This is a genomic window from Roseovarius sp. D0-M9, assembly GCF_037083805.1.
Classification (GTDB): Bacteria; Pseudomonadota; Alphaproteobacteria; order Rhodobacterales; family Rhodobacteraceae; genus Roseovarius.
Window position 1 is genome coordinate 1 of the sequence record NZ_JBAPKZ010000051.1, and the last position, 14,773, is coordinate 14,773.

A 14,773-nucleotide genomic window follows, 5' to 3' on the forward strand; every position below is an offset into this window, starting at 1 on the left:
CGGACAGGTGCAGGATATTCTGTTTGACGGTCAGGAAGACACCCGGCGGTATGACGTGCAGATGCCCCTTGCGCAGCGCCATGCCGTCGACCGCCTGAACGACCTTGAGATCGGTATGACCCTCCAGCAGGTCGATCACCATGCTCTCATGCGTCGGGTCGAGGTGCAGGATCAGGATGAACGCCGCGGGCGTATCACCAGGGATCTTCTTCATCAGGGCGCGGCACGCCTCCAGTCCGCCAGCAGAGGCACCAACGGCGATGACGGGCAGAGGTTTGTGCGCTTCATCTTTTGAAATGGTCTGTTCCAATGCAGATTGGTGGGTTTTCGGGTGCTGAAGTTAGTGAATTTGCAAGTTACAGTCAGACGTTCGGCACCATACCACGCTTAGGTTCACCCGTAGCAAATATCCAAGCGACCGAACAGATTAATTGGCAGATTGCCGGCGCTGTTGCATAAATTACTCCTGAAGCATGACAGCTTCTTTCCCCACTTGAGTCATCAAACGCAGATGACCTCGGCAGCGCCGTGAGCTGAGAAGTGGTTAATGAGAGCGATGCGGATGTGGATTTCGGTGGCTTAACGGAGGGGAATCTCGAACAGCACTTTGATCCACAGGCAAAATTGGATGGCGTCATCGGAAAAGACCGGCAGCCGTCCCCGATGTCCTGCACCTAGCACCAACCAGATCATATATCTATCGATCCAGACCAGCAGCTCCTTATCGACCCAGATCAACAGCACTCCCGGCTTCGTTAATGAGGAACTGCAGCTGAATCAGTTCGTCGTCGATACCAGACGGGAGGTGGGCTGCTCATATAACTCCTGTAACAGCATGGAGTCGCGAAGTGAATCCTACTTGGCCGGAGTTCTGCAACAACGCCAATCGGGGCATCCAGGATCAAAATCTGGCGAACCCATTAAGCTCAACCCACCGAGTGCGGCTATGAGCACAGCTTTCGCGAAGACCTTTCCAAAAGCTCGCCTAAGTCAATTTAATACTTTCAGTGTAATCGTTCGAGTTCAAGACGATACGCATCGTAAAGCCGAGCATGACAAACCCATGCTCGGCTTTACCTTTAGTTCTTGGCAGATATGTCGTATCCAAACCATTTTTCGGACATAGCAGCAACGGTGCCATCCGAAAGCATACCTTCTATAGCCTCATTCATACGGCCCTGAAGCTCATCACTGTCCTTGCTCAGGGCGACCGCCTGACCTTGACCAAACTCCGGGAAGTCAGCGCTGCTCAAAAGCGGTCCGACATATTTCAGCTCGTCTTTGTAGTCACCATTGACGAAAGTTTCCCAAGCTGAGCGTTCCATCAACCCGGCATCAATACGTCCGGCAATCAGGTCATTCACTACTTGGTCAGGCCGATCATAGACGCGGACCTCCGAGTCCCCAAAATGTGCGCGCACCACCTGTTCGTGCGTGGAGCCAACCTGAACGCCAAAGGTCTTACCTGACATCGCGTCGACCAGCGACTCGGGGCCGTCGATCTCGCCAAAGTTGGATGTGGAGTTTGCAACAATGTTGTTTGGGGCGTCCGCGTAGGCGACGGTAAAATCTACCATCTGCGAACGCTCTTCGTTGATTGAAATACCTGAGATCACAGCATCGAATTTGCCAACCTGAAGGCCCGGCAACAATCCATCGAATGTCTGGTTATTCCAAGTGCAATCGGCATCGATCCTTTTGCAAAGCTCATCACCAAAATCACGGTCGAAACCAACGATTTCGTTGTCCGAATTGACCGATTCCCAGGGCGGATAGTCCGCACTCGTGCCAATACGCAGCTCTTCCGCCATGGCTCCGCTGCATGTCAGTAGGCCTATGGAAACCATCACCGAAAATTTCATTTGTACACTCCCTGTTTCATTATCGCCCCGGAAGACGCTCGTCTCTACGACGGTCGTTTTGAGGCATTGGGAGCTAGCTTAGCAACCTTGCGCACCTACGAAAAATATGAAATTTACGGACTTACATCGTAATTTCCGATGCAAAACTTCTGGATCAAAGGGCTTCCATTGAAACGTCTGCAGGATATTGACCTAAAATTGCTGCGGGTGTTTCGCGCAATAATAGATGCGGGTGGCATCGCCGGTGCACAGGCCACGTTGAACTGTTCGCAGTCCACGCTCTCCACCCAATTAGCTGACTTGGAGAAGCGGCTGGGCTTTCGTGTGTGCCACCGCGGTCGTGGCGGATTTTCCCTGACAGAGGAAGGTAAAAAGCTGGCCGATGCGATGGGAGACTTGTTTTCGGCTGCTGATCAATTCCAGAACGCGATTGCAACGATCTCAGGGGAGATGCGAGGCGTGCTGCGGATTGGTATCATGGATTCCATGCTATCTAATTCGGTCTGGCCTTTGCCGCAGGTTTTGGGGCGGTTCTCTGAACGGGCACAGGATACATATGTTGATCTTTCACTAGTATCGCCGATCACGATGGAAACGCTGCTACTGGATGGTCAGCGAGATGCTGTGATCGGACCCTTTTCGGTTAAACGTGCCGGGCTCGAGTACATCCCTCTGTTTCAGGAGCGATCATCGCTTTACGCGGAAAAGCACCATCCCTTAGCGCTTGTTCGTAATATTGGCTTTGAAGAATTGCGCGATTACGCTCTGATCGTAACGCCAGGAGATCTGCAAAGGTTTCCCTTCATTCGTCAAAAGAAGAAAGGTTCCACCGAGGCTGAAGGCGAGCAGGTCTATTCATCAGCGACAGTCGATCAGACAGAAACGCACGCCGTGCTGATTAAGTCGGGCCGCTATGTCGGCTTCCTTCCAGACTTCTATGGCAGCACCGTCGAAGGCCTCGCTGCGCTCCACACCAAAGCTGAGCTTCGGTATCACTCGCCGATTTATCTCGCCTACCGAAAAAACTCCAACCTAAACATAATATTGCGCGCCTTCATCAAGCGCGCGGTGGAACAAAAGTTGCTGGATGGTCCACAACTGCGATCCGGTGCCGTTGCGCCCCTGTCCACCTAATAGGGTAATTACATCGGAAATTTCGATATTTGTGCCGTATATTTCTGATGTTTCCATTCGAAGCGCTTGGCTAAGTTTTGAGATCGCGAGCCCGTTCGAAGTGAGCAAGGGGAAGAAGACATGTTCGACGTGATTGCGCCCTATGCCGGGCAGCTACTGATGGGATTGATGCTGACGCTCAAGGTGGCGCTAGGCAGCTTCGTCATTGGACTGACCTTGGCGGTTATTGCGACACCCCTGACGCAATCCTCGCGCAACCCGTTTCGGTTTATACTGAATATTTATGTCACCGTAATTCGCGGTATCCCCGAGCTTTTGGTGATTTTCCTGATCTTCTACGGCGGCACTGTCGTGCTAACCGAGCTAACGGGCAGTTACTTTGAGGTGGACGCCCTGAGTGCAGGAATTGCCGCACTGGCGGCAGTTTCCTTCGCGTATTTTGTCGAAATTCTGCGCGCTGCGCTGCAGGGCATTCCTAAGGGTCAACGTGAAGCTGCCTTGGTATTAGGCCTATCTTCAAGCCAACTATTTACCCGTGTCATCCTCCCACAGATGTTCCAGCGCGCGCTGCCAGGAATCGGCAATCAGTGGCTCATCGTTTTGAAGGAGAGCGCTCTCGTTTCGATTATCGGCTTGGAGGAATTGATGCGCAAATCTGTGATTGCCGCCGGAGCGACACACCACCCGCTCACATTTTATCTCAGCGCAGCCTGCCTCTACGTAGCGGTAACGGCCGTTTCATCTTCCGCCTTCGGAGTCGCAGAGCGACGACTGAACCCGGCCGCACGATAGGAAATCAACATGTCCTACGATCTCTTCCTGGCCGCAATTCCTGTCATTCTTGAAGGGCTGCGTCTTACAGTAATTATCACGATCTCGGCTTTTCTGCTGGGCCAGGTAGCCGCTCTACCGTTGGCCTTAGCTGCCGCGTCTCGTTACAGGGCTCTGGCGTGGCCTTCGCAGTTCTACATCTTCTTCGTTCGTGGCAGCCCGATGCTGGTTCAGCTTTTCATTATCTACTATGGCCTTGGTAGTTTGGAAGTGGTGCGAAACAGCGTTCTTTGGCCCATCCTGAAAGAACCGGTCGGCTGCGCCATTCTGGCGGTTGGTCTCAATTCGGCAGCCTATATGGGTGCGCTTGTGCGCGGCGCTATAACGCAAATTCCCCCTGGCCAGAACGAGGCAGCGTGCATCCTAGGCTTGAACCGCTGGCAGGCCTTGACGCGCGTGATCTTGCCCCAGGCATACCGCGATGTTCTGCCCGTACTAGGCAACGAAATTACGCTGGTGATGAAGGCCAGCTCGCTCGCCTCGGCGGTGACCGTGGTCGAGATGACGGGCGCCGCACGCGTCATGGTCTCGCGAACCTTCGCTCCGTTCGAAGTATTCACTGTCGCCGGGGCGTTCTACTTGGCGCTAGGGCTGGTGTTCGCGTGGTTTTTCCGCCTCATCGAGCGCCGCACCGCCATCCCCGGCCTCTCTGGCCGGCAATCTTGAAACAATAGTCCGAAGAAGGCAGAGCCTGTGACCGAAAAAGATGCCATATCTGTGAGCGGCCTGGAGAAATCCTATGGTCAAGTAAAGGTTATTGACGGGATGAGCCTGTCAGTCCGTCCTGGCGAGAAAGTCGTGATCTGCGGCCCTTCAGGCTCAGGTAAGTCAACATTTATCCGCTGCATTTGCGGGCTCGAAACGCGCAGCGCAGGAAATATTCAGGTCGCCGGACACGATCTTCGGCTCGATTGCCGCAATATCCGTGATTTTGGTGGCGATGTCGGAATGGTATTTCAGCACTTTAACCTGTTCCCGCATCTAACCGCGTTAGAAAATCTCATGCTAGCCCCTCGTCTGGTGCGCGGCCAAAAGCGCACGCAAACGCGTCAAAATGCAATGGAGATGTTGGAGCGCGTCGGTATTGCAGAACGTGCCGAATACTATCCCAACCAATTGTCCGGCGGGCAGCAACAGCGCGTCGCGATTGCCCGTGCGCTCTGCATGCAACCCAAGGTTATGCTGTTTGATGAGCCGACATCAGCACTCGACCCCGAGACGGTGGGTGAAGTTCTGGAAGTCATGAGCGCGCTCGCTCGTGATGGCATGACAATGATCGTGGTTACACACGAAATGAACTTTGCACGCAACGTGGCCGACCGGGTAATCCTGATGGACGCAGGTCGTATCGTCGAAGAGAACGTTCCGGACGCGTTTTTTGACCACCCAGAACATCAGCGCACTCGAGAGTTTCTCAAGAAAATCGATCACGAATAACCGATCCGTACGGATTGGAAGACAGGAGACCAATATGACTGACACTCACCCAGCCGCACTTGTACTGGACGCCGCCGCGGTAGATGCACTGCTGCACCGTGTAGATACGCTGGGCGCGATGCGGTCTCTTTTTAGCGAATTAGGTAAAGGGAAGGCCGTTCAGCCGCCGCAGACCTTAACGCTCTTCCCTGAAGATCACGGCGATTTCATCACCTACCTTGGCGCCAGCACTGGGGCCGGCGTTTTTGGTGCCAAGCTCTCGCCTTATTTAGTTCAGCCGGGCAAACCTGTCGTCACAGCTTGGACGATCTTGATGTCGATGGAGACCGGGCAGCCGCTGATGTTGTGCGACTCAGGCGTGCTGACAACCGAACGAACCGCTGGGACTACCGCCCTTGCGCTGGACCATCTTGTTCGCCCCGAGGCGAAGGTGCTGTCTATCATCGGCTCCGGCAATGTGGCGCGGGCGCACCTGCGCCACGTCTTAAATCTGCGCAACTGGGAAGAGGTCCGCGTCTATTCGCCAGGCATTCAGGTAGACACACTCCGGCAGGTGGAGTGGACGGATCTAGACGCCCGGGTGCAGATCGTAGTGGACGCTGAGGCTGCAGGCGATAGCGCGGACGCCGTCATGCTCTGTACGTCCTCCGGTACACCTGTCTTTGATCCATCTGCGTTAGCTGCCGGAGCAGTGGTCACGTCGATCAGCACCAACGTCGCAGACGCTCATGAGATCGCACCCGATTTTCTGTCAATGGCAGAGGTTTATTGCGATTACCGCGCGACTACGCCGCTCGCAGCAGGCGAGATGAAGCTGGCAGCCGCTGCAGGTTGGGATCCCACTGACATCCGTGGTGATTTGGCTGCGCTGGAGGTTGGCGCAGCGCCCGCGCCCTCGGGGGAGAAGCCAGTTTTTTTCCGCTCCATTGGTCTGGGGTTGGAAGATATTTTCATGGCTCGCGCCATTTACGACGCGGCCCGCAGTTAAACCAATAATTAGGAGAATGACATGGACATCAAAGTCTTTGGCGTTGAGATGTGGATGAATGAGTTCGAAAACGACTGTAAATTCAATCTCGCCGAAACTTGCGTCGACTCTATTACTCTAGGCGAGTTGATCGACATGGCAGGCATAGATAACAGCATCTTGGGTGACCTGCGCAAAATGCGGATGGGTTATGGCGCAATTCAAGGCTCAGATCGCCTACGCAATGCGATTGCCGCACTTTATGACCGTCAGGGGCGCGATAATGTACTGACGGCTCATGGCACGATCGGCGCCAACTCGCTCGTTCATCAGACGTTGGTGCGGCGTGGCGATCATGTGATCGCAGTGGTTCCGACCTATCAGCAACATTACTCTATCCCGGATAGCATCGGCGCCGAGGTCGAGCTTCTCCACCTGCGCCCCGAAAACGGCTTTCTGCCGGATCTCGATGAGTTGCGAGCCATGATCCGTCCCGACACCCGCCTAATCGCCGCCACGAACCCCAACAACCCGACTGGCGCACTGATGGACCGGGAGATGCTGCAAGAGATTGCGGATATTGCGCAAGGAAGAGATGCTTGGATCCTCTGCGATGAGGTCTACCGCGGCACCGATCAATCTGGCGACGGCTTTACCGTGTCGATATGTGATCTGTACGACAAAGGAATAAGCACGGCTGGCATGTCCAAGGCATATTCGCTGGCCGGGCTGCGTGTCGGTTGGATCGTGGCCAATCAGGACTTATTGGAAGATGTCATGGTGCATCGTGACTACAACACGATCTCCGTTGGTGGCGTCGATGAATTCTTGTCAGCCATTGCCTTGGAAAATCGTGACAAGATCGTCGAGCGAGCCCATCGCATCACCCGAGAGAATGCGTCGATCCTATCGGATTGGGTTGATGGTGAGCCATTGATCAGCTGGATCCGTCCAAAATCGGGCACAACGGCGTTGGTGAAATATGACTTGCCAATGGCATCACGCGACTTTTGTACGCGACTGTTAGATGAGGAGAGCGTGCTGTTCACCCCTGGCAGCGCGATGGACATGGAAGGATGGCTTCGCATTGGGTATGCCAACCCGACCGATGATCTGCGGGCCGGGCTCAGCCGCGTTTCCGCATTCCTCGCCCGCCACGCGGGAGACAAGAATATGTCATCACGAGAGGCTGTTCACCAGTCGTGAGAGAAAACCGGCACCATTGCGCAGCTCATCGACGGTAATGAATTCATTCGCCTGATGGGCTTGCGTGATGCTGCCGGGCCCGCAAACGACTGTGGAGTAGCCGGCCGTCTGAAAATGCCCCGCCTCGGTTTGATATGAGACCAGATTGTCCGAATTGTCGCCTGTCAGGCGGCGCGCAATCTGTTCCGCCTCACCATTCGGCAGCGGTGCCAAGGACGGCGCAACGTCAATATTACTGATTGTGACGCTGGCGTCGGGGAAATCTGCCTGCATTGTTTTTTCGACTTTCTGCGCCTCGATACGATAGGCGGCAATCCAGTCCTCAGCCGTCTGGGGCGGCACATAGCGAATGTCCGTTTCCATGATACATTCATCAGGTACTGTGTTCAAAGACGTCCCCCCGTGTATCGTGCCAACCTGCAGTGTTGTATGCGCGGGATCGAATCCATTCCGCCCACCTGCCTTTTGTTGTTCGACCATCATTTGCGCTTCATGCCATTCGATCAGAGGCACAGCATGAGCAATCGCAGATACGCCCTGTGAGGGCGCCGAAGAATGGGCCGCTTTGCCTTTGAGCGTCGTCACCATGCCAATACCTCCTTTATGGCCTGTCACGACCTTCATCATCGTTGGCTCTCCTACTATCACGCTGCCTGCGCGCGGATAATTCTGCGCCAACGCCTCGATCAAAGGTAAAGTACCAAGGCACCCCGGCTCTTCATCATATGAAAAGGCCAGCTGGATTGGCCGTGCCAGGGGCGCAGACAGCATCTGTGGAACGGCGGCCAGTGCCAATGCCACAAAGCCCTTCATGTCGCAGGTACCGCGTCCGAAATATTTGCCATTCTCTTCAGTGAGAGCCCACGGGTCGGAGTGCCACGGCTGCCCATCTACAGGCACGACGTCTGTATGCCCCGACAGGATGACACCTCCCTCGGTCCACGGACCGATATGCGCAATCAGACCTTCTTTATCACCAGTCTCATCCGAGAAAATGTGATGATCAACGCCGAGGCCCGCCAGGTACTCAGATATGAATGCAATAAGATCGCGATTGGAGCAGTTGGAAACGGTGGGAAAAGCGATCAACCGGTCCAAGAGTTTCAAGGCGCCTTGAATGTCCGCACTCATTATTTTTCTCCTTCTGCCCGGGCTTTTAAATCATTGTAGATAGTGGCGCGACTGACCCCAACCATTCTCGCCACATAAGCTGCTGCATGACGTTCAGCCAGCGCTCCCGAGGCTTCGAGGTCGCAGATCAGTGCCCGTCGATCACTGCGACTCAAAGAACCGACCCTTACACCTCTAGCGCGGCACCAGTCACTGGCGTAACTATTCAGCCGATCGTGCCAATCGTTTCGAAACAGCGCTGAGGGGCGCTTTTCTTCCACCTTTGCCGGGCAAAACGTTTCGACCGCACGCTGCAAAGCATGCAAATCAGCCTGATCGTGGTTCACGCAGATCACATAGGCTGGCGTGCCGTCGGCGCGGCGCTGAAGGATGCTGATCGAACGCAAGATACTGCCATCCCAATTTACCTTTTCATAAGGGCCGATCACGGGTTGCTCATCGCCCAGATCAATCTCGTGCATGTTCGACGGATCGCCGGGCGTCCGGTGAGACAGAGGATTGGCGATATGCAGGATTCGCTCATCTGTCAGGTCATGAACCACCACCTCAACGCGAGGCCCGAACAGAAGTGCGATCGCATCTGCCGAAGCACAAGCGTTGGCCAAGGTTAGATCAGCACAGGACGTCATCTGTTTGCACGCCTCCCTTGCGTTGACAGGAATTACTAATTTGGATAATTCAGTCCAAACACCGGGTCAATCTTAATTGGCTCCAAGCTGAAAAAGGACACACTGTGATCGATTTAGACAAATCCCAAATTCAGCAACGTTTCCATCTGGATCTGGCGGCCGCGGCAATAAGAAATGCTTACATTGCCTCCGCTCAGAATCAGGTTCAGGCACCTCCGGTAACCTATCTTGGCTTTCAAGATGCCAACGGGGATTGCCATGTAAAGACCGGTCACATCGCAGGAACGGATGCTTTTATTATAAAAGTTGCGACAGGCTTTTATGATAATCCGGCAAAAGGCCTACCCAGCTCGAACGGTCTTAATCTGTTGTTCTCGGCGCTCAATGGCGCACCACTCGCTACGCTCCGTGACGAAGGATGGCTTACGGACATGCGTACCGGGCTGGGAGGAGCGATTGCCACCTGCGCGCTCAGCGTTGACGGATTCGACAAAGTGCTGATCGTTGGCACAGGTTTGCAGTGCCGCCATCAAGCACGTTGCTTGCAAGCATTGACACCCGATCGGCAGCTAAGTTTTACCATCTGGGGGCGCGCCGGTGCAAAAGCGATCGAAGCTTCTGAAGACCTCGTCTCAGACGGCCTCGTGGCGAAGCCGGCCACAGACCTTCACGCGGCATGTCGAGACGCACAAGTTATAATAACCACCACGCCAGCTCAGTCGCCTTTGCTGGAACGCAGCTGGATCACCCCCGGAACGCATATCACAGCCGTCGGCGCCGATAGTCCCGGCAAGCAGGAGCTTGATACGGAACTGATGGCCAATGCGGACTTGCTGATTTGCGATCTTGAAGAGCAGTCATTGGATCATGGCGAGTTTCGCGCCGCCTTTTCTGCCGGCTTAATTTCTGAATCGAACGTTTCGGCATTGGGACATGTTCTATCAGGTGAGAACCCAGGGCGATTGAATTCGACGCAGATAACCATAGCAGATCTCACCGGTCTCGCCGTGCAGGACGCAGCGATTTCCCTTGTGGTGCTCAACGCGAAGCCCACCGGATCGCAAAACTGAACTCAAATTAATGGAACATGCAATGTCGTCACCTTCCGATCTCATCGTCCAGTCTGCCGCGCGCTCGGCTGCAGTACATCGCAAAATTGCGCCGGCGATCTTTCGCACTCCGGTAATTGCATCACGCCTTCCCATGCAAAGCGGAACGCAACTGATCTACAAAACCGAGAATTTCCAACATACTGGATCATTTAAACTGCGTGGAGCATGCGCAAAACTGACGACCGTTCCTCTCGATCGTCCGGTAATTACGGCTTCATCCGGGAACCATGGAATCGCTTGCTCGCTCGCCGCGCAGACCACAGGTCACACGCTGATCGTCGTTTTGCCCGAAACCGTCGTTGCCAAAAAACGTAAGACCATCGAGGGGTTCGGCACACGCGTTGTGATCGCGGGAGCGGACGCGTCGTTGGCCGAATTGCATGCTCAGGAAATGGCTGAGGCAGAAGGATACACTTACATCTCGCCATATAACGATGCTCAGATCATCGCTGGGCAGGGCACCGCCGCTTTGGAACTGCTCGACCAAGCAGACCAGATCGATAACGTGTTCATTTCTATGGGCGGTGGTGGACTGATTTCCGGCATGGGCTCTGTGTTCAAGGAATTTTCACCTCAAACGCGAGTTGTTGGCGTTAGTGCTTCTCACAGTGCTGCGCTGGCAGCATCGATCAAAGCAGGCCGTATCGTGGAAACCGATCATTTGGACACTCTCGCAGATGGTGTTGCGGGAGGTGTGGACGTGGATTCACTTACGCTCCCGATGGCAAGCGAAGTGATCGACGAGATCGTTCATTGTAGTGAGGCGCAGATTGAAGATGCGCTCAAAATTCTTGCCTGGAGCGAGAACATGCTGGTTGAAGGAGCCGCAGCCTTGGCCCTTGCCGCATTCTTGGCCGACACTGAAAAGTACGTGGGGCAAACCTCCGCAGTTCTCCTATGTGGCGGAAACTACGACATCGAGCGAATACGTAGTATCATTTGAAGAATGTTTTTTTACTAATTGATTCTCTCAGATTTCATGTGATCGGCATGCTTAATTTACGTAGTTGCAATAGTCCCAACCTATCACTACCGCCTTCCCGAAGCGCGGCTGGGCGCGCCGGGCTGGTCGACTGTCTATGAATGGAACCGCTGGATCCTGGTCGAACGGGTGGCCGCCGACCCGGATCTTCTGGCGCATCTGGCAGAGTTGTGGCGCGATCACCGCGACAGCCTGACCGGCACGCGCGGTGACTGGTCATTGCGCGTGCAGGCAACGCTTGGCCCTGCGGCGATCTGGTCATGAGGCCCTGCATCAGTGTCACCACCTCGCGCCGGACGGGGTGGCGCGTGTTTCCCGTAGTCGCCCTGAATATCTGGCTTGCAGGCGGCCGGGCGCGACGGTGGGACAGTGGGCGCGAGGCAGACATGACAGCAGTCGACGGGTTGGTCGTGGGTGGCAGGGATGACATCTCGTCCATGCTGTACCAAGGCGAGATGTTGGCCGAAGCCAGGCTTGACCCAAAGCGCGATGCGCTGGAACAGCGTCTTGTTGGTCAGGCGCTGGACCTTGGCAAACCGGTCCTGGGCATTTGCCGGGGCGCACAGATGTTGACCGTGGCGGCAGGGGGCAACCTGCATCAACGCGCCTATGACCATTACGCGGACAGTCGCCACTATCGCACGGTCCTGCCGCGCAAGAATGTAGCGGTGCTGGAAGGCACGGGTCTGGCCTCGATTGCGGTTACGGCACCGATGCGGGTCAATGCGCTGCATTCCTAGGCGGTGGACTTGTTGGGCGCCGGTCTGCGGATCGCGGCGCGCGATGGCGGCGGCATGATCCAGGCCGTCGAGCGCAGCAGCCCGCCCTTCGCGTTGGGTGTGCAATGGAACCCGGAATACCTGATCTATGCCCGCAGACAGTGCGCCCTGTTCCGAGCGCCGGTGGATGCCGCGCGGCATTGATCGCGCGCCCATTTGGCCGCGCTTATGGCCTGCGTGATCACGGCTCTGGTCCCGGCAGCCGATGCCTTTCCGGGGTTTGGTCATCCGGCAGTCATCACCATCGCTTGCGTTCTCATCCTCAGTCAGGGCTTGCAGAATACCGGTGCCGTTGACTGGCTCGCACGTAGTGTCTTGCCGCGTTATGCCGGAAGGGTGACCAGCATGGTCGCGCTGATGGACGCTATTTTCTTGCCATCATAAGAGCGCCGTTTCCAGCCTGGAGACGGTGCGAATTGACAGAACGCCTAGCGGGGTGAAGCCGACCGAAAATTCCGTGTCGTCTCCTGTTGACGAATGGTCAGCGTCTGCCATGTCTCCTGCAATCACAATTTTCCGTAGGTTCGGCAGTCAAGAAACGCTGCCGCCGAAACCGTGGTCTACCCGCAGCGGGCTTTTCTGCTATGTAAGGTGAATGATGGACCGTGTCCGACAGAAAGCAGGCCATGTTGCCGATTGCGTGCCGACGTTTGTTGTCGATTTGACGAGTTTCATAGGCTATGCGGTCCGGCGCTTCTTGGCGGATGGAATGATGCTTGCGGCAGGTGCGCTGACCTATTCGACCCTGCTGGCGCTTGTTCCGCTGATAGTGATCGCTTTCGCGATCCTTTCAGGGTTTGCCACTTTCGATCCCGCGAGAGATCGGATGGAGGCGCTGTTCTTCGACATCTTCGTGCCTGAGTTCGGAGCGGAAGTGCGTGATTACCTTGGCGAATTCTCGAGCAATGCCACCAATCTGACCGTTCTAGGCATCGTCGCCCTAGCGGTCACGGCCGTCATGCTGCTGTGGACCATCGAAGCGACGCTGAACCAGATCTGGCGGATTCAGAAACCGCGCCCGATGAGCGTTCGGGTGCTGACTTACTGGACGGTCCTGACCCTTGGCCCTCTTCTGCTGGGGGCAAGTTTCGTCCTGACAAGCGGCACCTTCTTGACGCTGACACAGTGGGTGCGCGAAGGCATCGGGTCGGAACAGACCGAACAGGCGCTTCCGACCCTCGGGATGCTTTTTGCGCTGACGACACAATCGCTGACCTTCATGCTTCTGTTCAAGGTGGTTCCGGCGCGACCGGTCCGGCTGCGCGACGCGGCGGTCGGCGGCCTTATCGCAGGTGTGGGCGTTCAGGTGCTTCGTTGGGGGTTCGACAGCATTCTGGCGCAGGGTTCGACCTATGAGACGGTGTATGGCGCCGTGGCCATCCTGCCGATCTTTCTTTTCTGGCTCTACCTGACATGGAGCGTCATTATCCTGGGTGCGGTCTTTGCAGCCTCGTTGCCCGATTGGTGGAAGACACGCGACGCAGTCATCGATGAGGCGTCCTCGCCTTCCCGAAAACTGGAGGTAGCGGTGGACATTTTGTCTGTTCTTGCCCGTCAGGCGCGCAATGGCGAGACCGCGACGCAAGGGCAGTTGCAGGACATCACGCCGCTGGACATCCAAGACGAACTTTTCGATCACTTGTGTGCCCAAGGCTACATCCTCATCACCGAGAACGAACGGGTCGGTCTGGTGCGCGACCTTCACATGACGACGGCCGCAGATTTGGCGCGGGATCTGGGCGTGTCACTGGGCGCTGACATGTCTGCCGGGGTGAGATCCGACGCCGGCAGCCGCTCGAGCGCCGGACATCCGGCACATTCCGGCGTCCTGCCAAGCATGCTGCAAGACCTGTATCGCGCGGAAACGACCATTCTCGAACTTTCCTTGCACAACGTGATTTTTTGCCACCAGCGAGATGATCCCGAATTCAGAGCGCCGCAGGCGCAACGCACGGGCACATAGCCGATCTACCGCGGCATGCGACGCACCACCGGGTCCAGCCCCTGGGCCCCCCAGGCCAGGTGACTCCGCATCGTCGCGGGTTCGTCATCTTGTCCGGCACGAAGTCGGCGTTGCGTACGATCACGTCGGAGCGGTCGAAGGTCTCAATTCGGGTGGAGCGGACAGGGCCCCGAAACGCCGTTTTGGCCCCTCAGGACGCCAGATCCGGCGAAATCCATCGCGCCTGCGGCGTGTGCGCCGCTTTCACAGTCCGAATAACCGGTCAACAAGACTGGACTCTACGAGGTCCGCTACGTGCTGGAAGAGGGCCGCCGCACCCTCGCTACGCAGCCCATCGAGGTGACTGAATGCGCCATGGCACGCGCCAGCTATCTGGGGAGCGCACGCGCCATGGCGCTTGGCACCCCGCCACTGGCCTGGTTTTGCGCCGCCACGTGGCCGTTTTGTCTCCGCCGTTGACATCCTGGGGAGGGGTTTTCTGTTTGATTAAGACAAGATCTCTCCCACTCGACCTCGAAGGGACCGCTCCAGTCGCTAATGCGTTCACCCTGAACAACTTCCACAGCACTGATTTTGCTACATAATACTGCATTTTTATTGGGTTTTTGATGCAGGATTTGATATAATTGTGGGGCTTCTTCGCGGTTTGTGTGGGTGTGCGGGTCTCCGGTCAGTTCACGACCACACCAGATGTTGTGTCGTAGGGTGACGCGGGCAGGTGCTTGAGCCGACCGGCGACA

At 56.0% G+C, this 14,773-nt stretch carries 16 protein-coding genes and 2 pseudogenes; 12 read left to right on the top strand and 6 right to left on the bottom strand.

Annotated features, from left to right (window positions below; translation table 11 throughout):
- The 3 genes and pseudogenes from V8352_RS19590 to V8352_RS19600 all read right to left on the bottom strand — a co-directional run.
- A partial coding sequence (locus V8352_RS19590) for a chemotaxis protein CheB (RefSeq protein WP_336425970.1) occupies positions 1 to 310 on the bottom strand: 310 nt, incomplete at its 3' end.
- A 272-nt stretch (positions 311 to 582) separates the two neighbouring features.
- Positions 583 to 717 (bottom strand): annotated as a pseudogene (locus V8352_RS19595) (transposase); the annotation flags it as partial.
- Between the two features lie 362 nt (positions 718 to 1,079).
- Positions 1,080 to 1,862: a transporter substrate-binding domain-containing protein gene (locus tag V8352_RS19600; RefSeq protein ID WP_336425971.1), complete on the bottom strand. Its 783-nt coding sequence runs from the start codon at positions 1,860 to 1,862 to the stop codon at positions 1,080 to 1,082.
- A 138-nt stretch (positions 1,863 to 2,000) separates the two neighbouring features.
- Between V8352_RS19600 and V8352_RS19605 the strand changes: the two genes are divergently transcribed.
- From V8352_RS19605 to V8352_RS19630, 6 genes are all read left to right on the top strand, one after another.
- Positions 2,001 to 2,996, top strand: coding sequence for a LysR family transcriptional regulator (locus tag V8352_RS19605; protein WP_336425972.1), 996 nt, complete (start codon positions 2,001 to 2,003; stop codon positions 2,994 to 2,996).
- A gap of 120 nt (positions 2,997 to 3,116) precedes the next feature.
- On the top strand, positions 3,117 to 3,788 hold the full coding sequence (locus V8352_RS19610) for an ABC transporter permease (RefSeq protein WP_336425973.1): 672 nt from the start codon (positions 3,117 to 3,119) through the stop codon (positions 3,786 to 3,788).
- A 9-nt stretch (positions 3,789 to 3,797) separates the two neighbouring features.
- The gene (locus V8352_RS19615) at positions 3,798 to 4,493 is read left to right on the top strand and encodes an ABC transporter permease (protein ID WP_336425974.1); all 696 of its coding nucleotides are present in this window, start codon (positions 3,798 to 3,800) and stop codon (positions 4,491 to 4,493) included.
- Positions 4,494 to 4,520: 27 nt separating this feature from the next.
- On the top strand, positions 4,521 to 5,264 hold the full coding sequence (locus tag V8352_RS19620) for an amino acid ABC transporter ATP-binding protein (RefSeq protein WP_336425975.1): 744 nt from the start codon (positions 4,521 to 4,523) through the stop codon (positions 5,262 to 5,264).
- 34 nt (positions 5,265 to 5,298) lie between these two features.
- Complete coding sequence (locus V8352_RS19625; protein ID WP_336425976.1) at positions 5,299 to 6,252, top strand: ornithine cyclodeaminase family protein; 954 nt, start codon at positions 5,299 to 5,301, stop codon at positions 6,250 to 6,252.
- A 21-nt stretch (positions 6,253 to 6,273) separates the two neighbouring features.
- On the top strand, positions 6,274 to 7,437 hold the full coding sequence (locus tag V8352_RS19630; protein WP_336425977.1) for an aminotransferase: 1,164 nt from the start codon (positions 6,274 to 6,276) through the stop codon (positions 7,435 to 7,437).
- On the opposite strand, the gene argE is transcribed toward V8352_RS19630, so the two are convergent.
- Both argE and V8352_RS19640 read right to left on the bottom strand, forming a co-directional pair.
- A complete protein-coding gene (gene argE / locus V8352_RS19635; RefSeq protein ID WP_336425978.1) occupies positions 7,411 to 8,568 on the bottom strand; it encodes an acetylornithine deacetylase in 1,158 nt (385 codons plus the stop codon). The genes V8352_RS19630 and argE overlap by 27 nt on opposite strands.
- Positions 8,568 to 9,197 carry a helix-turn-helix transcriptional regulator gene (locus V8352_RS19640; protein WP_336425979.1) on the bottom strand — a complete coding sequence of 210 codons (630 nt, stop codon included), beginning with the start codon at positions 9,195 to 9,197 and terminating at the stop codon, positions 8,568 to 8,570. Before V8352_RS19640 ends, argE begins: the two co-directional genes overlap by 1 nt.
- 104 nt (positions 9,198 to 9,301) lie before the next feature.
- Here V8352_RS19640 and V8352_RS19645 point away from each other — a divergent pair, with 104 nt between their 5' ends.
- The 6 genes and pseudogenes from V8352_RS19645 (at position 9,302) to V8352_RS19670 (ending at position 14,033) form a co-directional block, all read left to right on the top strand.
- Complete coding sequence (locus V8352_RS19645; RefSeq protein WP_336425980.1) at positions 9,302 to 10,267, top strand: ornithine cyclodeaminase family protein; 966 nt, start codon at positions 9,302 to 9,304, stop codon at positions 10,265 to 10,267.
- A gap of 22 nt (positions 10,268 to 10,289) precedes the next feature.
- Positions 10,290 to 11,252: a pyridoxal-phosphate dependent enzyme gene (locus tag V8352_RS19650; protein WP_336425981.1), complete on the top strand. Its 963-nt coding sequence runs from the start codon at positions 10,290 to 10,292 to the stop codon at positions 11,250 to 11,252.
- Positions 11,253 to 11,420: 168 nt separating this feature from the next.
- Positions 11,421 to 11,555 (top strand): hypothetical protein, encoded by a 135-nt coding sequence (locus tag V8352_RS19655; protein WP_336425982.1) that lies wholly within the window; start codon positions 11,421 to 11,423, stop codon positions 11,553 to 11,555.
- Between the two features lie 122 nt (positions 11,556 to 11,677).
- Positions 11,678 to 12,214 (top strand): annotated as a pseudogene (locus V8352_RS19660) (gamma-glutamyl-gamma-aminobutyrate hydrolase family protein).
- Between the two features lie 24 nt (positions 12,215 to 12,238).
- Positions 12,239 to 12,454: an SLC13 family permease gene (locus V8352_RS19665; RefSeq protein WP_336425983.1), complete on the top strand. Its 216-nt coding sequence runs from the start codon at positions 12,239 to 12,241 to the stop codon at positions 12,452 to 12,454.
- A 211-nt stretch (positions 12,455 to 12,665) separates the two neighbouring features.
- A complete protein-coding gene (locus V8352_RS19670) occupies positions 12,666 to 14,033 on the top strand; it encodes a YihY family inner membrane protein (RefSeq protein ID WP_336425984.1) in 1,368 nt (455 codons plus the stop codon).
- A 368-nt stretch (positions 14,034 to 14,401) separates the two neighbouring features.
- On the opposite strand, the gene V8352_RS19675 is transcribed toward V8352_RS19670, so the two are convergent.
- The coding region (locus V8352_RS19675; protein ID WP_336425985.1) for a hypothetical protein at positions 14,402 to 14,773 on the bottom strand (372 nt) is incomplete at its 5' end.